The organism is Paenisporosarcina sp. NPDC076907 (assembly GCF_050269735.1).
Taxonomy (GTDB): Bacteria; Bacillota; Bacilli; order Bacillales_A; family Planococcaceae; genus Paenisporosarcina.
In genome coordinates this window covers 664,551-682,808 of sequence record NZ_JBNNIX010000001.1, presented here as the reverse complement: position 1 = coordinate 682,808, position 18,258 = coordinate 664,551, and the positions used below count along the sequence as shown (strand labels likewise).

Here is an 18,258-nt window from a genome sequence, read left to right as displayed (position 1 = left end):
CAATTTCACCCTTTCTAATCGTGAATGTCATGATTAAATGATAAAAGCACCACAGACGCGAAGTCCATGGTGCCATAAATTTGAATTAGCGATGAGCTCGGTTCTTTTTATTGAACCCTTTTCCATAATAATAGAACGTTAAGAAGACAAGCCATAGAGGTCCAATAATCAATGCGATTCTAGTGTCTGGACTATACGCCATTACTACAATTACGAACGCCAGGAACGCAAGCGCAATATACGATGTAAGCGGGAAGAAAGGAACTTTGTATTTCAGTTTTGCTTTCTCTGCCGGTTTGAGTTGCTTGCGGAACTGTATTTGAGAAATCAGGATAATTCCCCACGTCCAGATAGCGCCGAAAGTAGCGATACTCGTTACCCAAGTAAACACTTTAGCTGGCACGATGTAATTCAAAACCACGCCAACCAATAAAACAGTTGCTGTTGCAATGACCGCTTTTCCAGGGACCCCGTTTCTAGTCAGGTGTCCAAATTTCTTCGGTGCTTCCCCGTGTTCTGCTAAGTTAAATAACATTCTTCCTGTACTAAAAATCCCACTGTTACAAGAAGATAATGCTGCAGTCAAAATAACGAAGTTGATGATACCAGCAGCACCTGGAATGCCGATTTGTTCGAATGCCATGACAAACGGGCTTCCTTTTGATCCAATTTCCTCCCAAGGATAAATGGACATGATGACAAATAGTGCACCTACGTAGAAAATCAAAATGCGCCAGAAAACAGAATCAATGGCTCTTGCCAACGATTTCTCCGGATTTTTAACTTCACCAGCGGTTACGCCGATCATTTCAATACCAAGGAAAGCAAACATAACCATTTGCAGTGATAATAAGAGACCTTCTATTCCGTTCGGGAAAAAGCCTCCATGTGCCCATAGATTACTGATGCCGGTTGCGATGCCGCCGTTACCAATTCCAAAGACAATCATGCCTAACCCTATAAAAATCATCGCAATAATCGTGACAATTTTAATTAATGCAAACCAGAATTCCAATTCACCATATGCTTTAACTGCCAAGAAGTTAATGGAAGCCATTGCGATTAATGCAGCTAGAGCCCAGATCCAGCGTGGTGTGTCTGGGTACCAGTATTCCATGTAAATTCCAACGGCCGTAATTTCAGCCATACAAGTGACTACCCATAAAAACCAATAGTTCCAACCAGTTATGTATCCTGCCAACGGTCCTAAGTAATCACGTGCGTATTTACTGAAAGATCCTGCTACTGGTTTGTGAATGGCCATTTCACCAAGTGCTCTCATAATAAAGAACATCATCATCCCTGCGACTGCATATCCTAATAAAATACTCGGTCCCGCTAACTTAATTGCAGTTGCAGATCCAAGAAACAGTCCAACTCCGATGGCCGCTCCTAAAGACATTAACGTAATATGCCTTTCTTCAAGCCCCCGTTGAAGACCTTTTGATTGCGTCTTACTCTTCATTGTTGCGTCCCCCTTAGTCCTTCTGTTCATCATGATGAATTAGTTGTTTTAAATTGTATAATACTTAAGCAGAAAAAGTATTATATTAATATAAAACATTTTTAATAGTTTGACTAGTTACATTTGTGCTAGTTCAAGCGACGTTTTTCCTATGAAATATAGCTTTTATGCCTCCAAACTAATAGTATTTTGTTTGATTTCGTTACTTTACAGTTTTAAGACCTTCTTTGGAATACCCTCGAATAAACTGATTTAAACATTATTCAAAAAATGAGAATTCTTTATACTGGATATCTATTATATTATTTTAATATTTCGAATAGAATGATTTTTGAGAGGATTTTTTTGGGGATATTAGATGTTTCCTACGTGAACTCTGATTTTTCCTACGTGAAGCTCGATTTTTCCTACGTCATCCCCGTTTTTTTCCTACGTGACTTTTAAATAGATAAAAAAAGAAGGTCATCTCCTGAGTGGGAGATGACCTTCTTTCATGATTATTGATAAAGAGGGAACTTCGAAGTAAGTGCTGCTACGCGTTCTGCCGCTTCTTTATGAACCGCTTCGTCTTCATGGTTGGTTAATAGCTTCGCCATGATGGATGCGATTTCTTTCATTTCAGGTTCTTTGAAGCCACGAGATGTTACTGCTGGCGTTCCGATTCGAATACCAGAAGTAACGAATGGGCTTTGTTTATCAAAAGGAATCGTGTTTTTATTAACCGTAATGCCGACTTCGTCCAACAACTTCTCTGCTACTTTACCTGTTAAGTTAAGAGAATTTAAGTTAACTAGTAATAAGTGATTATCCGTGCCACCTGAAACGACATCGATGCCTTCATCAATCAAGCAGGTTGCCAATGCCTTCGCATTTTTCACCACTTGTTGAATGTAAGTTTTGAATTCAGGTTGTTGTGCTTCTCCGAATGCCACTGCTTTCGAAGCAATTACATGCATCAACGGACCACCTTGAATTCCAGGGAAAATTGTTTTATCAATTTTCTTCGCAAATTCTTCCGTTGTCAGGATCAATCCACCACGTGGACCACGAAGTGTTTTATGCGTTGTTGACGTCACGAAATGCGCGTGCGGCACTGGATTTGGATGCTCTCCCGCTGCTACTAAGCCAGCGATGTGCGCCATATCGACCATCAAGTAGGCACCGACTTCGTCTGCAATTTCACGGAACTTCGCAAAATCAAGCGTACGAGAATATGCACTTGCTCCTGCAACGATCATTTTTGGTTTATACTGCATCGCTTTTTCACGTACATCCGAATAATCGATTGTTTCAGTGATTTCATCAACACCGTATTCAACGAAGTTGTATTGAATTCCGCTGAAGTTGACTGAAGAACCATGTGTTAAGTGACCACCATGAGATAAATTCATTCCCAAAACTGTGTCCCCTTGCTCAAGTACTGTCATGTAAACGGCCATGTTAGCTTGTGAGCCAGAATGAGGTTGTACGTTTGCGTGTTCCGCGCCGAAAATTTCTTTCAAGCGGTCACGTGCAATGTTTTCCACTACGTCTACGTGTTCACAGCCGCCATAATAGCGTTTTCCTGGGTAGCCTTCAGCGTATTTATTCGTTAATACTGACCCTTGAGCTTCCATTACAGCTTCTGAAACAAAGTTCTCAGATGCGATTAATTCAATATTCCCTTGTTGACGAGTCTTTTCAGCAGTCATTGCCTCAAAAACGGCTTTGTCTTGCGCAGCAATCTTCTTCATGTGTCCATATCCCCTTTATGTCTACTTGATTTTATATACTGCTCGCTCTCCGCCGATTAGTTTCGGTCGGGTCGTTGCGAGTGTGACAATCGCTTCACCAATTTGTTTTACTGTTGTTCGGATCGGCACAGCAACAGATTTAATGTGCATGCCGATCAAAGTTTGTCCAATATCGATGCCACCATGGGCTTGTAAATGTTCGACCACAACCGGATCATTGAATTGTACATAGGCATAGGCAGACATGGAACCTCCCGCTTTTTGAACAGGAATGACATTTACCGGTTCTAGCCCGTAAGCAAGTGCCGTTTGTCGTTCCATCGTAAGCGCTCGGTTAATATGCTCGCATCCTTGAAAAGCTAAATGAATTCCATGCTTTTTGGAAAATGTTTGTAAAGGCTTGAATAAGCTTTCCGCCACTTCTAACCCTCCTGCTGAGCCGATGCGTTTCCCCACAATTTCGGAGGTCGAGCATCCAATCACAATGATTTGCCCAGGTATGAACGTGACTTGTGTCGCAAACTCACTGAGCAATTGTTCGAGTTGCGGCTGCCACATTGTGAGTGCATCCATATGACCAAACTCCTCTATATGTTTTCGAGTTCAGAAAGTTTGGCAATGCGACGTTCGTGACGTCCACCTTCAAACTCGCCTTCTAACCATGTTTTCACAATTTCTCGCGCCAGGCCGCCACCAATTACACGTTCGCCCATTGCTAATATATTGGTATCATTATGTCCACGTGTCGCTTTTGCGCTGAACACATCGTGAACCAATGCACAGCGAATACCTTTTACTTTATTGGCTGCTATTGACATGCCAATACCTGTACCGCAAATTAAGATGCCTCGGTCAAATTTCCCTTTAGCAACACCATCAGAAACAGGTCCTGCATAGTCTGGATAATCAACTGAATCGCTCGTTTGTGGACCGAAATCCTGATATGTGTGTCCCAGTTCATCAAGTAAAGAAGTAATTTCTTTACGCAAATTATTGCCCCCGTGATCGGAAGATATCGCGATATTCATTTCAGTCCCTCTTTTCTATTCAGATTCTTTTTAATCTTACCATTTTTACTAAGAAAAGCGCAAAGTGCCATTCTAGCTAATCTTGTTTTATCGTTTTTAGAGATTGGAGTGCTGGTGTTATCTCATTAACTTAGCTTGGAGTTGAGACGTGTTTGAGCGATAAAGTGTTCGATTTGAGCGATATTTCCTCCGTATGAGCGATAAATGTCGTGAGTGAGCGATAAACCCTCCGTTTTGAGCGTTAAATTTTTCACAAACTCAAAAGTTAGCTTAATCCTGTTTCACCAAGTCTACTAGTTATGAGACATCACTTCTTTCCAACAGCAGCGTAGCGAAAACCAAAACTAATAAGCTTTTACATAACAAAAAAACAGCTCCATCATTCGAGAGCTGTCATTTTTCTTCATTTAACTTAATATGTAATTCATTCGTTAGCTGTGTGAGTTCCAGGAATGTTTGACGGTACATGTGTGCGTCTCCGCCAAATGGGTCGGACACATCATGTGGGCCGTATGGGCGTACGTATTCTTTCAGGGTGAAGATTTTGTCTGCAGCAAAAGGAAAGGCTTGCATAATCAGTTGCTTATGTGCGGTCGTCATTGTCAATACAAGGTCTGCCCAGCGTATATCCTCTTCACTTACTTGACGGGAATAATGTGTGAAATCAATGCCAGCTTCACGAATGACTTGCTTGGCATTTTCAGAAATGTCCCCATCCTCCATGGCATAGATACCTGCAGAACGGACGTCCATTCCTTCCTTATTATGAGACTGGAAAATGGCTTCCGCCATCGGACTGCGGCACGTATTTCCGGTACAGACGAAATAGATGTTCATGTGAATCCCTCATTTATTTAGCAAAGTGAGCAAGCCCATCATGATGAGACAAACCCCTGATATGCGTGTAAGCAATGGCCCCTTGATCAGTTTGCTTTTTAGCGCCATATAAGAGAATGATAGGGCGAAAAAGCCGGCACTGAATAAGAAGAACCATTTGTGTAATTGAAGCATACCAAAAGATAAGCTAACTGAAAAGGTATCAATGCTGACAACAATGGCAAGAAACATGGGGGGAATGATCGTAGATTTAGGTTTTTGTTGGTACAAACACAAATGCACACCTGTTAAAAATAACAGTACACTGGAAATGAGACGCCCACCTTCTACGATGAACGAGGTTACCCATTCTCCCGCCAGGAACCCAAGGAGCGGGAAAATCATATGTAAAATTCCTGTCCAAATGGCAAGGATGAGCGGGAAGCGGATTTTTGGCAACACACTATACAGAGCGACGACATCCAGTGCGGTAAGGAGGCCCGCAAACATTTCTGTAGACAACGAAAAAATCTCCCCTCTCTTTTGCATTGCTACTAGCTTATGCAAAAAAGGAAGAGATTAGGAGTACCACCAGTTGCCATCCGCCGCTTTTTCCAAACGATTGAAAATGGCTGCGCCAACGCCCGTCCGCTCTGGTACTGTCACCAAAATCACGTCTGCCGTGGTCTCATCACAGGCACGTAAATGTGCGTATAAATATTGTGCGGAAGCTTCAAGTTTTTTTTGATCGCCAAATGAAAAGAACCAGTCCGCCTCACTTTGACTGAAATCATCTGGAGCAAGTAAAGCAACTTTCTGTTGTTTCATATGTATAGACTCAATGGCTTTCTTCACTTCATCCACGTCTGGTTGAATTAGATACACAGGAGCGTCCGGTGCATAGTGTGCATATTTCATACCAGGTGCCCGTGGTACAGATGCTTCATCCATTTTTGTTGTATCCGGTTCAATCACTTCTCCGATGACTTCGTGCAACATTTGAGCGGTTACGCCTCCTGGTCGAAGTATTACTGGAGGATCAACTGTGAAATCCACTACGGTTGATTCAAGTCCGATTCCTGTAGCCCCACCATCCAAAATCATTGGAATACGTCCTTCTAAATCTTTTTCCACATGTAATGCGGTTGTTGGACTTGGTTTACCACTGCGATTTGCACTGGGTGCCGCAACGGGTTTATTCAACATCGTCAACAATTCAAGTGCCACAGGATGATTAGGCATCCGCAATCCGACTGTTGATAAACCTGCAGTTACATTGAAAGCGAAGGTATTTGGTTTTGCATTTAAGATCAAAGTTAACGGACCCGGCCAAAATGCTTTAATACATGCTTGAGCTTTATCAGGAACTGTCGTCACATATTTTTCGATATCATTAGCTGCGCCTACATGTACAATCAAAGGGTTGTCAGATGGTCGGCCTTTTGCCTCGAAAATTTTCGCGACGGCTTTTTCATCCGTTGCAATTGCACCCAAACCGTAAACAGTTTCAGTTGGAAATGCGACAACTTCACCAGCATTTAATTTTTCCACAGCTTGTGAATAAACTAGGTTTTTATTCACAATGTTATCCACAATTAGTTTTTTCGTTTTCATGCGATAATTCTCCTTTCTTAAAGGATTTCGACTTAGTTATGCACATACTGTTGATAACTAGGTGTGTAAATGTGTATAACTCTTACCAAAACTTGCTTTTTATCCACTCCCATGTCCAAAACTTCACAGGCTCTTCTTTTACTTCTTCCTCTTGATAACAGACTTTTGGGAATAAAGCGCACCACCAATTGTCCCCTTTGCCGCTTCCGATTGTGACAATAAGTGCTTGGTGGAAATCTTGTGCATAAAAGAAAGTGCCATCTGTTTTTGGTGGAATCAATGCTTTTGATAAGCTGACATGAATGGCTTGTTCCGTAATGGCTTGCGCTTTTAACGAGATGTCAGTGGATAACTGCGTCAATTCTTTTTCAAGTTGTGCAGTTGTTTGAACACTCGCAGCTGCTTTTTCAAGAAGTGGCTGGATTTCTTGTTGAATTAACGACTTGATTTGTTGATCTTCGTCCGTGTTGCTGTTTGCGACGATTCTTATTTGAATAGCGTCCGCTGGCACTGCTTCTGCCGCTCCGCTGATAACTGGTAATAAAAATAGTAACGTTTGGATGAGTACGAGCGATAGAATCAATTCAATCCATGGAGACCGCTTCGTTTGCTGTTCTTCGTTTCTGAAAATCTCGTAATCTTGTATCATTGTTCATTCCCCCTTGACCACATTGTGGACAAGGTGTTGATCGTTTATACACGAATCTCACAAAAAATCATTCTTTCTTTTCCGTTTATATCTTTTACTATATCAACTTGAGCTGAAGGAAATGATTTTTGAAAGAAAGATCGGACAGCCAGACCTTGCGAATAGCCAATTTCCAGGCCAATCAGTGCCGGACGATTCATGAGTGCTGGGAGTTCCTCTGCTAACCTTTTATATAATTGAAGTCCTTGCTCATCCGCAAAAAGAGCACTATGAGGTTCATAATTCAAAACCGTATCTGATAGAGTAGGAGCTTCATCGTGTGCAATATAAGGTGGGTTTGATAATACGATATCCCACTTTTCACTAGAAATAGGTGCCGTCAAATCTCCCTGCTTGAACGTGATGTCTACTCCAAGTTCAGCTGCGTTCGTTTGAGCAACTTTCAATGCTTGTGTGGATAAATCCGTTGCAGTGACTTTTAAGGAAGGAACTTCAGCTTTCATCGTAATGGCGATTGCCCCACTACCTGTTCCGATATCGGCAAGAGTTAACTCTGTTTGATTGTTAAATAATCGTTTCATACGGGAAGTTGCCTCTGCAATGAGTTCTTCTGTTTCAGGACGTGGAATAAGAACGTGCTCATTGACTGAGAAGGTACGACCATAAAATTCTTCCGAACCGATAATGTATTGAACCGGTTTCCCGTCCTTATGTTGTTCAATGAGTGACCAATAGTGATTGAATTGTTCGGCAGAGATTTCTTCACGCATATCCATCAGCAACTGCACGTGTGTTTTATTTAATACATGTTGAAGCAACATACGCGCGACAGGTTCTTCACGTCCATTTTCTATTAAAAAAGACGAGGCTCGCGCGAGAGCCTCGTATACATATTTACACATTGGTTTCATTCATGCGCTCAAGTCGTTCGGATTGATCCGTCATAATAAGGACATTCACGATTTCGTCGAGTTTACCTTCCATGATTTGATCCAATTTTTGAATCGTCAATCCAACGCGGTGATCGGTCACGCGGTTTTGTGGATAGTTGTATGTGCGAATTCGTTCTGAGCGGTCTCCTGAACCAACTGCAGATTTACGGACAGCATCATATTCAGCTTGAGCTTCTTGGCGGAATTTATCGGCAACACGAGCACGAAGAACCGTCATCGCTTTCGCTTTGTTTTTAATTTGTGATTTTTCATCTTGGCAAGTAACGACTGTCCCGGTTGGAATATGCGTTAAACGAACCGCAGACATCGTTGTATTAACGGACTGACCACCAGCACCTGAAGATGCATACGTATCAGTACGGATATCATTTTCATGAATTTCCACGTCGACTTCTTCTACTTCAGGAAGACAAGCAACTGTCGCTGTTGAAGTATGAATGCGTCCACCAGATTCCGTTTCCGGAACACGTTGAACTCGGTGAGCACCGTTTTCATATTTCATTTTCGAATACGCACCTTTCCCGTTAATCATGAAGATAACTTCTTTATAGCCACCGATTCCGGTAGGAGAAGCATCCATAATCTCGATTTTCCAACCTTGCGTATCAGCGTAGCGGCTGTACATGCGGAATAAGTTCCCTGCAAATAAAGCAGCTTCATCGCCACCTGCAGCACCGCGAATTTCCATGATTACGTTCTTCTCATCATTCGGGTCTTTCGGAATTAATAACAACTTCAAACGTTCTTCCAACGCATCAATCTGTGCAGCCAGGTCGTTCATTTCTTCTTTGACCATTTCACGCATATCTGCATCAAGCTTATCGTCAAGCATCGCTCTTGCGTCTGCATGCTGTTCTTTCACTTGTTTGTATTCACGGTATGCATTGACTGTATCTTGTAAGTCCGACTGTTCTTTCGAAAGCGTACGTAATTTATTCATATCATTAACAATCTCAGGGTCACTGAGCAATTCATTTAAGCGATCATATCGGTCTTCTACCGACTGTAAGCGATCAAACATACTTTCACCTCATCCGTTCATGTGATTAACAGTATAATTATATAGAAAAAGAGGGGAAATTGCTACTCTAGCTTGGAAAAGTGGAACGGTGCGGCGTTCGTTAACTAGAAGCTTCTTACTGGAATGGGCATTTATTCCACGATTTTAATATTAACGAACAAAAAAGAAAAAGAGCAGCTCTGGCTACTCTTTATCGTACACTAATGAAGTTTGGTGGGTAACGCCTGCTGGTACTTCGTGGTGATGACGGCAACGTGGTTCGTAAGCTTCCGTTGCACCAATCAAAATGATTGGATCTTCGTAGCCAGCCGGTTCTCCATTGATTAGACGTTGCGTTCTGCTTGCCGGTGAACCACACACTTGGCACACAGCCTGCAACTTCGTCACTTGTTCAGCACCAGCCATCAATGTTGGCATCGGTCCGAATGGTTCCCCGCGGAAATCTTGATCAAGACCTGCAACAATGACGCGGAATCCATGATTCGCAAGACGTTGCACAACTTCCACAATTCCTTCATCAAAAAATTGCGCCTCGTCAATTCCAATGACATCGTACTCATCTGAAATATATCCCCAAATATCTTTAGAACGTTCGACAGGCACTGCAATCACTTTCGTGCCATTGTGACTTACTACTTCTTCTTCGCTGTAACGATTATCTAAACGCGGTTTGAACACAGCAATTTTTTGTTTCGCAAATTGCACGCGTCGCACACGACGAATTAATTCTTCTGATTTCCCGGAAAACATACTTCCGCAAATGACTTCTACCCAGCCAGTTTGTGACATCACGTACATGGAAGTCACTCCTTTCAAAACTCTCTATTCCCTATCATACAGAAAATAATGTTGCATTTCCTGTCTTTTTTTTCATGAAGTTATGTGATATGGCGTTACTAAATACATTCCCACAGAAACACCCACTAAGCAATGGCGTGTGGGGCATTATAAAAGGTTTTAAAAGCTTTAAATGGGGCTGTTCGCTTCGCTCGGCAGCCTTTTTTGTGAAGTGCTGGTGTGTTATAAATGTGGATTCCTACGTGGATGGCGATTTTTCCTACGTGAAGCTGTTTTTTTCCTACGTCAACCGTCGTTTTTCCTACGTGAACCCCGAATTTCACAACTGAGCGTTCGCTCACCAATTTACTAATCTCTAAACTTGCTATTAACACCGCAGAAATGCTAGCCTTTATTATATATCTGAAAATTCAATTTTAGGAAGGAGAATTCTTATCTTCACGGAACGAATATTACCTAAAGAATTTCATGTTTATAATCGTGCTCTTCATCGATTTCCTTTAAATCATCCTAATTTATCGCAATTCTTATCTAAAATCAAAGGTATGGAAGCTGGATTTATCGGTGAAACCTATGCAGATCGATTCCTTCATCAAATTGACTTCCCAAAAAGTCATGCTATTTTTAAGGGGCTACATATCCAAACCGGACCACAGTCTTATCTACAAGTCGATACGCTTATTGTTACACAGAAATATATCGCTATACTTGAAATCAAGAATATTAAAGGGAAGGTCTATTTTCAGAAAAACCCGAAACAACTAGTTCGCGAATTAAATGGGAATACTGAAACCTATAAATGCCCTGAACAACAAGTACTCAGACACCATGTAAAACTTCAAAAACTTTTGACACATCTTAAAATCGAATTGCCGATTCACGATCGGATCGTCTTCGCTTTTTCATCCACCCACATTGTGGAACCCCCTGAAAAAGTAACAGTCTTGATGGCTTGTGATCTCCCCAATCACATTGAAAAACTCAACCAACTCCCAGATGTTATCCGCCCAACTACCTTTAAAAAATTGGTCCAGTTTCTTACGGCGCATTTAACTACTTACCATCCAACTCCTATAGCCGATCAATTTCAATTTGACTGGAGCTTACTAGAAACTGGTGTCTTCTGTCCAAACTGTAAAGTGAAAATCACCACACATATGAGATGCCCGTTGTGCAAAGTTTCTAGGCAAACGCTGTATCACCTTGCTCTTGAAGAATGGTTTTATCTTTGTAAAACGTCCATTTCAAACAAAGAATGTGTCCATTTTCTTGAACTGAAAGATAAGTATGCTGCATCATATCTCTTTAAAAAGTTTGATCTTGAATCTCAAAGTCATAACAAGTATCGACGCTATCTCTATACTAATAATTTCTGGATAACGAAATAATCTACAATATAAGTAGATTGGATAAGGGTATTTCTCTAAACATTAAAGATTTTGAAGAGCTTTAAATGGGGGCTGTTCGCTTCGCTCGGCAGCCTTTTTTGTGAAGTGCTGGTGTGGTATAAATGGGATTCCTACGTGGATGGCGATTTTTCCTACGTGACCTCTTCTTTTTCCTACGTCACTGCCGTTTTTTACTACGTGAACCCCAAATTTTACAACTGAGCAACCGCTCACCCGCAATGTAATGTAAAAAATACAAAAAAACACCCGCTTAGAGTGGAAACTCTAGGCGGGTATTTTGTGATTATTCGTTGATTTCTTCTTTAAGACCGTATTTTTTGTTGAAACGATCAACACGGCCATCCGCTGCTGCGAATTTCTGACGGCCAGTATAGAATGGATGACATTCTGAGCAAAACTCAACTTTGATGTCTTCTTTTACTGATCCTGTTTCGAACGAGTTACCACATGAACATGTAACTGTAGCTGTTTTGTAATCGGGATGAATTCCTGGTTTCATCTTAAATCTCCTCTCGCCCTGAACCATCTGGAACAGAGTGGGTTATTTAACTGTAACCTTACACGACCCGTTCTTGTTCAGCCGTATATGTCACAGACTATGGTAAATCTACCGAGTTACAGTATAGCAATTTTTACGAAACAAATCAAGTACTTAATTCCATAAAGAAATTATCCTTTTACAGTAGACCTTTACCGCCACGTTTTTCCTTCATTTCGGTATTAAGCATATCAAAGAAGTCTTCGTTTGATTTGGTTTGTCGCAGTTTTTTCAGGAAGCGTTCGCCGAAATCGTGGGAATCCGAGAATGTTTTGCGAATCGCCCATAGTTTTTCGAGTTGGTCGGGTGGAAGAAGTAACTCTTCTTTTCGTGTTCCCGAACGACGGATGTCGAGTGCCGGGAAAATACGGCGCTCTGCCAAGCTGCGGTCCAGGTGAAGTTCTAGGTTACCGGTTCCTTTGAACTCTTCGTAAATTACTTCGTCCATACGTGATCCTGTATCGACTAGTGCTGTTGCGAGAATCGTTAAGCTTCCGCCTTCTTCGATGTTTCGTGCAGCACCGAAGAAACGTTTTGGACGATGGAACGCTGCCGGGTCAATACCACCTGATAATGTACGGCCACTTGGTGGGATGACCAAGTTGTAAGCACGTGCCAGACGCGTGATGGAGTCCATCAATATGATAACGTCACGTTTGTGTTCAACGAGACGCATCGCACGATCAAGAACCAATTCCGCTACTTTTACGTGATTTTCAGGTACTTCGTCAAATGTTGAACTGACAACATCCGCATTGACTGAACGTTCGATATCCGTTACTTCCTCTGGACGTTCGTCGATTAATAAAACAATCAGTTCAGCATCCGGATAGTTAGTCGTGATCGAGTTTGCCACTTCTTTTAGCAACATCGTTTTACCCGCTTTTGGCGGTGCCACGATTAAGCCACGTTGGCCGAACCCGACAGGTGCTACTAAATCCATAATGCGTGTTGATAGATTGTTTGACTCCGTTTCAAGCTTAATGTGACGGTCTGGATATAATGGCGTCAGTGCAGGGAAATGCACACGTTCTTTTGCCGAATCCGGATCTTCGCCATTTACTAATTCCACGTGCAATAAACCGTAGTATCGTTCATTTTCTTTTGGCGGACGTACTTTACCTGTTACTTTGTCTCCGTTACGTAAGTCGAAACGGCGAATTTGGGATGCAGAAATATAAATATCTTCTGAACTCGGAGAATAGTTGATGGGGCGCAAGAAACCGAACCCTTCAGATTGAATGATTTCCAGGACACCTTCCATGAAGAAGTAGCCTTCTTGTTCTGCGCGTGTTTTTAAAATCGCAAAAATAAGTTCTTTTTTCGTTAGTTTGCTGTAGTAAGAGATTTTGAACTTGCGTGCAAGCGCATACAGTTCTTTTAACGTCATACTTTCTAGTTCAGCAATCTTTAATGTTGTCATAAAGTGGCACCACTCTTTTACATATTTTGTTATGTCGATTCAAGTTGAAGGTAGGGTTGGTTCTGCAAGAATTGATTTTAGTAGAAGATGCCCGGCCATATTTCATGGCCAGGCACATATATTTGAAGTTAGTCTTCCATCATTAGATGAGGTTTTTTCTTCAAGCTGTGACGTCCTTCTACGAAACGGACTGTGCCTGATTTTGCACGCATAACTAATGAATGAGATTCTGCATAAGCTCCTTTGAATTGAACTCCACGCAGTAATTCACCATCCGTTACACCCGTTGCCGCAAAGATTGCGTCGTCGCCTTTTACAAGGTCTTCCATACGGAATACACGGTTTACATCTAGTCCCATACGAATACAACGTTCTAATTCTTGCTCATTAGAAGGAACTAGTTTACCTTGAATTTCGCCACCTAGACATTTCAAGCCAACTGCAGCAATAACACCCTCTGGCGCTCCACCAAGTCCGAATAAAATATCTACACCTGTTTCATCGAATGCTGTGTTGATTGCACCCGCAACGTCGCCATCATTGATCAGTTTAATACGAGCACCTGATGCTCTGATTTCATCAATGATTTTTTGGTGACGTGGACGGTTTAAAATCGTTGCCACAACGTCTTCGATATCTTTGTTTTTAGCACGTGCAACCGCACGTAAGTTATCTGTTACAGAAGCGTTAATGTCCACTTGGCCTCTTGCTTCAGGTCCTACTGCCAATTTGTCCATGTACATATCCGGTGCGTTCAGCAGGTTGCCTCTGTCTGCGATTGCAAGAACTGCAAGCGCATTCCATCCGCCTGAAGCCACGATATTCGTTCCTTCAAGAGGGTCAACTGCGATATCCACTTCCGGACCGCCAATGCCAAGACCTAGTTCTTCACCAATATATAGCATCGGTGCTTCGTCCATTTCGCCTTCGCCGATTACGACGACCCCTTGCATCGGGATGGAGTTAAAAACGTTTCGCATAGCTGTAGTTGCTGCGTCATCCGCTTCATTTTTCAAACCTCGGCCCATCCAACGTGCCGAAGCGATTGCTGCTGCTTCTGTTACACGCACTAACTCCATTGATAAACTGCGTTCCATTTTGTTTGTTCCTCCCGTTATCCGGTCATTTATTTAAGTCAAATCTTCCACCTGTCATTGTACCATATGTGACAAGTGGTCAGATTTTTATTTTTCGTTGTCTTCTTTGTTGGTTGTATGTTCGTGTTCATCTTCAATTGTTTCGCGTCGAATATCTGCTCCAAGGGCACGCAATTTATCAATCAACGAGCTGTAGCCGCGTTCGATATGATATATATCGCGAATTTCTGTTTCCCCTTCGGCAATCAATCCAGCCAGTACAAGGGCTGCTCCTGCTCGCAAATCAGATGCCCGAACTGAAGCGGATTCCAATTTCGCAGGTCCGGAAATAATGGCTGTTCGTCCTTCTACACGTGCACTTGCATTCATACGTTTTAATTCATCGATATGTTTGAAACGTGCTGAATAAATCGTGTCCGTAATCACGGAAGAACCTGATGCCTGTGTCATTAAAACAGAGAAAGGTTGTTGTAAATCCGTTGCAAAACCAGGGTACACCAGTGTTTTTACATCCACTGCCTGTAAATTCTCTGATTTCGGAATGAAAATACTTTCTTCGCCTTCTTCAATTTTAACGCCCATTTCACGCAGTTTTGCCGTCAGTGCTTCCATATGGAATGGAATGACATTGTCAATTGTGATACCGTCACCAGCCACAGCAGCCATGATCATGAATGTTCCAGCTTCAATTCGATCGGGGATAATCGTGTGGTTCGTCCCATGAAGTTCTTCCACTCCATCGATACGAATAACGTTTGTCCCTGCACCTTTGATTTTTGCTCCCATGTTTGTTAACAAAGTCGCTACATCAATGATTTCAGGTTCTTTCGCTGCATTTTCAATCGTCGTTTGTCCTTTTGCCATTACGGCAGCCAACATAATGTTGATAGTTGCACCAACACTCACAACGTCCAAATAAATCTTGGCACCGCGCAATTCATCCGCACGCAAATAAATGGCACCATGTTCGTTCGTCACTTTAGCACCAAGAGCTTCAAAGCCTTTGATGTGTTGATCAATCGGACGAGGTCCTAGGAAACAGCCACCTGGCAAGCCAATGACCGCTTTTTTGAAGCGACCCAGCATAGCACCCATCAAATAATAGGATGCACGTAGTTTTTTAACATTGCCGTTTGGCAAAGGCATGCCTTGCATTTTAGTAGGATCAATGTTCATTGTACCGTTATCGAAAGATACGTCCCCACCGATTTCCTCTAGCAATTCTTTCAGTGTCCAAGCATCCGAGATTTCCGGTAATCCTTCAATCGTGACAGGAGAATTCGCTAAAATAGATGCCGGGATTAAAGCGACCGCGCTGTTTTTGGCTCCGCTCACTTTAATCGTTCCTTGTAAACGTTTTTGCCCATTAATTTTATACACTTCCATGTAATTCACCTACAATCAATTCAAGAGTTAACTTATTCTGCACTTAATCGGTTATTCCAATCCGCTAAAAATGCATCAATTCCTTTATCCGTTAAAGGATGTTTGAACATTTGTTTCATTACGTTTATCGGCATTGTTCCAATGTGTGCTCCGTGAAGCGCTGCGTCTGTCACGTGTTGTGGATGGCGAATTGATGCAGCAATGATTTCTGTATCTATATTGTGTAACTCGAAGATTTGTGCAATCGTACCGACTAAATCCATGCCGTTATGACCGATATCATCCAAACGCCCAAGGAATGGTGATACATAAGTTGCTCCAGCACGTGCAGCAAGCAAAGCTTGGTTTGCACTGAAGATCAATGTGATGTTTGTTTTAATGCCTTCTTTTGAAAATACCGAACAAGCTGCCAAACCGTCTGGTGTCATTGGTAATTTCACCGTGATATTTGGTGCGATTGCCGCTAATTCGCGACCTTCATTAATCATACCTTCTGCATCCAATGCAATTACTTCTGCACTGACTGAACCATCTACAAGTGAAGTGATTTCACGTAAACGATCGTGGAAAGAAATATTTTCTTTTGCCACAAGTGATGGATTTGTTGTTACGCCTGACAAAATACCCCATGCGTGTGCTTCTTTAATTTCTTCAAAGTTTGCTGTATCGATAAAAAATTTCATTTTTATTTGCCTCCAGATGATGGAAAAAGAGGAGAAGGCCGTATTTCGACACTTCTCCTTTCAATTTCGAGTTGTTATATTTAAGCTTTTCCAGAACTTCCGAAATCACGCATTTTACCTTGTACAGTATTTTTAATTGCTTCACGAGCAGGAATTAAATATTTACGTGGATCATAAACTTCCGCATCGCTATTTAACATATCACGGATTGCTTTCGTAGCTGCAATTTGATTTTCAGTATTCACATTGATTTTCGCCGTTCCAAGTAGAATCGAACGTTGAATATCTTTTACAGGAATTCCAGTACCACCATGTAATACAAGTGGTAGGTCTGATAATTTCGAGATTTCTTCCATTTCAGCAAAACCTAAATTCGGTTCTCCTTTGTATGGACCATGAACAGAACCAAGTGCAGGTGCCAAGCAGTCGATATCAGTGCGAGAAACCAGTTCAGCACATTCTTTCGGATCTGCATAAATGACGCCATCTGCGATAATGTCATCTTCTTGTCCACCAACCGTACCAAGTTCAGCTTCTACAGACACGCCGTGTGCGTGTGCATATTCCACTACTTGAGACGTGATTGAAATATTCTCTTCCAATGGATGATGAGATGCATCGATCATGACAGATGTGAATCCAGCATCAATTGCTTCTTTACATTTCTCAAAACTTGAACCATGATCTAAATGAATCGCTACAGGAACCGTAATTTTATAGTCGTGCATCAATCCTTTTACCATGTGAACAACGGTTGTGAAACCGCCCATATATTTAGCTGCCCCTTCAGAAACGCCTAAAATTACTGGAGATTTTTCTGCTTCAGCTGCTTGTAAAATGGCTTGCGTGAACTCCAAGTTGTTGATATTGAATTGTCCAATTGCATAGCCTTCTTTTTTCCCTTTGATCATCATGTCTTTCATCGATACTAAAGCCATTGAGGAATCCTCCGTTTCGTGAATAGGAAATATTAAATTTACATCTTAACCATCTCTTATCATAACAAAAACAGGCAGTGTTTGCCACTGCCTGCTTGTGTCATTCTTTTAACATTCCGTTTACAGCATCGCGTACTTCGTAAATATCAAAGGGCTTTGTGAAATAATGTGAAGCACCTAAATCCATTGCTTCTTTGATTAAATCTAGTTCTCCGTACGCCGTCATCATCACGACCGGTAAGTCAGGAGTGCGCGATTTGATACGTTTTAAAATTTCGATTCCATCCATTCCCGGAATCTTCATATCTAGGAGCACACCGTCCGGCTTAACTCTCTCAGCTAGTTCTAATGCCTCAATTCCATTCGCAGCCAAAAATGTCGTGTAACCTTCACGTTTAAACACTTCATTTAATAAAAGTCGAATCCCTTGTTGATCATCCACAATCAGTAATTGTTTCATGAAAATGTTCCCCTTTGCTTGCACTGGTACTATTCTTAATAATTCTACAATCTTTTCCAATATCCTGCATAAAATAGCCCATAATTAATAAATATTTGTTGTTTAATCCGAAAAGAATAAGTTCTTTTATTATGATACAGGAAGTCAACTAAGATTAGTGTATTTTTTTAGAAATACTTAAAGTCAGAAGTCAGACAAATGTTGTACAAACCATATAAAAACCCGCTCCTTCATTCAAGAAAGGAGC

General features: G+C 41.7%; 20 protein-coding genes. 1 reads left to right on the top strand and 19 read right to left on the bottom strand.

The annotated features are described in order from the left end of the window. Nucleotides 1-85: 85 nt before the first annotated feature. The 12 genes from ACQKEV_RS03410 to ACQKEV_RS03355 form a co-directional block, all read right to left on the bottom strand. Entirely contained in the window at nt 86-1,465 is a 1,380-nt protein-coding gene (locus ACQKEV_RS03410; RefSeq protein ID WP_427443373.1) for an amino acid permease, read from the bottom strand. Between the two features lie 497 nt (nt 1,466-1,962). Then, nucleotides 1,963-3,198, bottom strand: a complete 1,236-nt coding sequence (gene glyA, locus ACQKEV_RS03405) for a serine hydroxymethyltransferase (RefSeq protein ID WP_427443371.1) — start codon at nt 3,196-3,198, stop codon at nt 1,963-1,965. Between the two features lie 21 nt (nt 3,199-3,219). After that, entirely contained in the window at nt 3,220-3,771 is a 552-nt protein-coding gene (locus tag ACQKEV_RS03400) for a TIGR01440 family protein (RefSeq protein ID WP_427443369.1), read from the bottom strand. 14 nt (nt 3,772-3,785) lie between these two features. Beyond that, a complete protein-coding gene (rpiB, locus tag ACQKEV_RS03395; RefSeq protein WP_427443367.1) occupies nt 3,786-4,226 on the bottom strand; it encodes a ribose 5-phosphate isomerase B in 441 nt (146 codons plus the stop codon). A 393-nt stretch (nt 4,227-4,619) separates the two neighbouring features. Continuing rightward, the gene (locus ACQKEV_RS03390; RefSeq protein ID WP_427443365.1) at nt 4,620-5,063 is read right to left on the bottom strand and encodes a low molecular weight protein arginine phosphatase; all 444 of its coding nucleotides are present in this window, start codon (nt 5,061-5,063) and stop codon (nt 4,620-4,622) included. A 9-nt stretch (nt 5,064-5,072) separates the two neighbouring features. Beyond that, complete coding sequence (locus ACQKEV_RS03385) at nt 5,073-5,564, bottom strand: manganese efflux pump (protein ID WP_427443363.1); 492 nt, start codon at nt 5,562-5,564, stop codon at nt 5,073-5,075. 57 nt (nt 5,565-5,621) lie between these two features. Next, nucleotides 5,622-6,656, bottom strand: a complete 1,035-nt coding sequence (locus tag ACQKEV_RS03380; protein WP_427443361.1) for an L-threonylcarbamoyladenylate synthase — start codon at nt 6,654-6,656, stop codon at nt 5,622-5,624. 82 nt (nt 6,657-6,738) lie between these two features. Then, nucleotides 6,739-7,305, bottom strand: a complete 567-nt coding sequence (locus ACQKEV_RS03375; protein WP_427443359.1) for a stage II sporulation protein R — start codon at nt 7,303-7,305, stop codon at nt 6,739-6,741. 44 nt (nt 7,306-7,349) lie between these two features. Continuing rightward, nucleotides 7,350-8,216, bottom strand: coding sequence for a peptide chain release factor N(5)-glutamine methyltransferase (gene prmC, locus ACQKEV_RS03370; RefSeq protein ID WP_427443357.1), 867 nt, complete (start codon nt 8,214-8,216; stop codon nt 7,350-7,352). Beyond that, the gene (gene prfA / locus ACQKEV_RS03365; protein ID WP_427443355.1) at nt 8,200-9,279 is read right to left on the bottom strand and encodes a peptide chain release factor 1; all 1,080 of its coding nucleotides are present in this window, start codon (nt 9,277-9,279) and stop codon (nt 8,200-8,202) included. Before prfA ends, prmC begins: the two co-directional genes overlap by 17 nt. Nucleotides 9,280-9,462: 183 nt before the next feature. Then, entirely contained in the window at nt 9,463-10,077 is a 615-nt protein-coding gene (locus ACQKEV_RS03360; protein WP_427443354.1) for a thymidine kinase, read from the bottom strand. Between the two features lie 125 nt (nt 10,078-10,202). After that, nucleotides 10,203-10,418 carry a hypothetical protein gene (locus tag ACQKEV_RS03355; protein ID WP_427443352.1) on the bottom strand — a complete coding sequence of 72 codons (216 nt, stop codon included), beginning with the start codon at nt 10,416-10,418 and terminating at the stop codon, nt 10,203-10,205. A gap of 204 nt (nt 10,419-10,622) precedes the next feature. Between ACQKEV_RS03355 and ACQKEV_RS03350 the strand changes: the two genes are divergently transcribed. Further along, nucleotides 10,623-11,465 (top strand): nuclease-related domain-containing protein, encoded by an 843-nt coding sequence (locus tag ACQKEV_RS03350; protein ID WP_427443350.1) that lies wholly within the window; start codon nt 10,623-10,625, stop codon nt 11,463-11,465. Nucleotides 11,466-11,769: 304 nt separating this feature from the next. On the opposite strand, the gene rpmE is transcribed toward ACQKEV_RS03350, so the two are convergent. From rpmE to ACQKEV_RS03315, 7 genes are all read right to left on the bottom strand, one after another. Beyond that, nucleotides 11,770-11,985, bottom strand: coding sequence for a 50S ribosomal protein L31 (rpmE, locus tag ACQKEV_RS03345; protein ID WP_016428276.1), 216 nt, complete (start codon nt 11,983-11,985; stop codon nt 11,770-11,772). A gap of 178 nt (nt 11,986-12,163) precedes the next feature. Then, on the bottom strand, nt 12,164-13,447 hold the full coding sequence (gene rho, locus ACQKEV_RS03340; protein ID WP_427443346.1) for a transcription termination factor Rho: 1,284 nt from the start codon (nt 13,445-13,447) through the stop codon (nt 12,164-12,166). A 128-nt stretch (nt 13,448-13,575) separates the two neighbouring features. After that, nucleotides 13,576-14,544 carry a class II fructose-bisphosphatase gene (glpX, locus tag ACQKEV_RS03335; RefSeq protein ID WP_427443344.1) on the bottom strand — a complete coding sequence of 323 codons (969 nt, stop codon included), beginning with the start codon at nt 14,542-14,544 and terminating at the stop codon, nt 13,576-13,578. An 87-nt stretch (nt 14,545-14,631) separates the two neighbouring features. After that, nucleotides 14,632-15,930: a UDP-N-acetylglucosamine 1-carboxyvinyltransferase gene (locus ACQKEV_RS03330; RefSeq protein WP_427443342.1), complete on the bottom strand. Its 1,299-nt coding sequence runs from the start codon at nt 15,928-15,930 to the stop codon at nt 14,632-14,634. 32 nt (nt 15,931-15,962) lie between these two features. Next, nucleotides 15,963-16,613 carry a fructose-6-phosphate aldolase gene (fsa, locus tag ACQKEV_RS03325; RefSeq protein WP_427443340.1) on the bottom strand — a complete coding sequence of 217 codons (651 nt, stop codon included), beginning with the start codon at nt 16,611-16,613 and terminating at the stop codon, nt 15,963-15,965. Nucleotides 16,614-16,693: 80 nt separating this feature from the next. Beyond that, entirely contained in the window at nt 16,694-17,551 is an 858-nt protein-coding gene (locus ACQKEV_RS03320) for a class II fructose-bisphosphate aldolase (RefSeq protein ID WP_427443338.1), read from the bottom strand. Between the two features lie 100 nt (nt 17,552-17,651). Continuing rightward, complete coding sequence (locus ACQKEV_RS03315) at nt 17,652-18,011, bottom strand: response regulator (RefSeq protein ID WP_269927674.1); 360 nt, start codon at nt 18,009-18,011, stop codon at nt 17,652-17,654. Between the last annotated feature and the right edge of the window lie 247 nt (nt 18,012-18,258).

What these genes read in the sequence shown, in the direction of transcription:
- ACQKEV_RS03410 (WP_427443373.1), bottom strand. Translation starts at nt 1,465, where the DNA reads ATGAAGAGTAAGACGCAATCAAAAGGTCTTCAACGGGGGCTTGAAGAA.
- glyA (WP_427443371.1), bottom strand. Translation starts at nt 3,198, where the DNA reads ATGAAGAAGATTGCTGCGCAAGACAAAGCCGTTTTTGAGGCAATGACT.
- ACQKEV_RS03400 (WP_427443369.1), bottom strand. Translation starts at nt 3,771, where the DNA reads ATGGATGCACTCACAATGTGGCAGCCGCAACTCGAACAATTGCTCAGT.
- rpiB (WP_427443367.1), bottom strand. Translation starts at nt 4,226, where the DNA reads ATGAATATCGCGATATCTTCCGATCACGGGGGCAATAATTTGCGTAAA.
- ACQKEV_RS03390 (WP_427443365.1), bottom strand. Translation starts at nt 5,063, where the DNA reads ATGAACATCTATTTCGTCTGTACCGGAAATACGTGCCGCAGTCCGATG.
- ACQKEV_RS03380 (WP_427443361.1), bottom strand. Translation starts at nt 6,656, where the DNA reads ATGAAAACGAAAAAACTAATTGTGGATAACATTGTGAATAAAAACCTA.
- ACQKEV_RS03375 (WP_427443359.1), bottom strand. Translation starts at nt 7,305, where the DNA reads ATGATACAAGATTACGAGATTTTCAGAAACGAAGAACAGCAAACGAAG.
- prmC (WP_427443357.1), bottom strand. Translation starts at nt 8,216, where the DNA reads ATGAAACCAATGTGTAAATATGTATACGAGGCTCTCGCGCGAGCCTCG.
- prfA (WP_427443355.1), bottom strand. Translation starts at nt 9,279, where the DNA reads ATGTTTGATCGCTTACAGTCGGTAGAAGACCGATATGATCGCTTAAAT.
- ACQKEV_RS03360 (WP_427443354.1), bottom strand. Translation starts at nt 10,077, where the DNA reads ATGTACGTGATGTCACAAACTGGCTGGGTAGAAGTCATTTGCGGAAGT.
- ACQKEV_RS03350 (WP_427443350.1), top strand. Translation starts at nt 10,623, where the DNA reads ATGGAAGCTGGATTTATCGGTGAAACCTATGCAGATCGATTCCTTCAT.
- rpmE (WP_016428276.1), bottom strand. Translation starts at nt 11,985, where the DNA reads ATGAAACCAGGAATTCATCCCGATTACAAAACAGCTACAGTTACATGT.
- rho (WP_427443346.1), bottom strand. Translation starts at nt 13,447, where the DNA reads ATGACAACATTAAAGATTGCTGAACTAGAAAGTATGACGTTAAAAGAA.
- glpX (WP_427443344.1), bottom strand. Translation starts at nt 14,544, where the DNA reads ATGGAACGCAGTTTATCAATGGAGTTAGTGCGTGTAACAGAAGCAGCA.
- ACQKEV_RS03330 (WP_427443342.1), bottom strand. Translation starts at nt 15,930, where the DNA reads ATGGAAGTGTATAAAATTAATGGGCAAAAACGTTTACAAGGAACGATT.
- fsa (WP_427443340.1), bottom strand. Translation starts at nt 16,613, where the DNA reads ATGAAATTTTTTATCGATACAGCAAACTTTGAAGAAATTAAAGAAGCA.
- ACQKEV_RS03320 (WP_427443338.1), bottom strand. Translation starts at nt 17,551, where the DNA reads ATGGCTTTAGTATCGATGAAAGACATGATGATCAAAGGGAAAAAAGAA.
- ACQKEV_RS03315 (WP_269927674.1), bottom strand. Translation starts at nt 18,011, where the DNA reads ATGAAACAATTACTGATTGTGGATGATCAACAAGGGATTCGACTTTTA.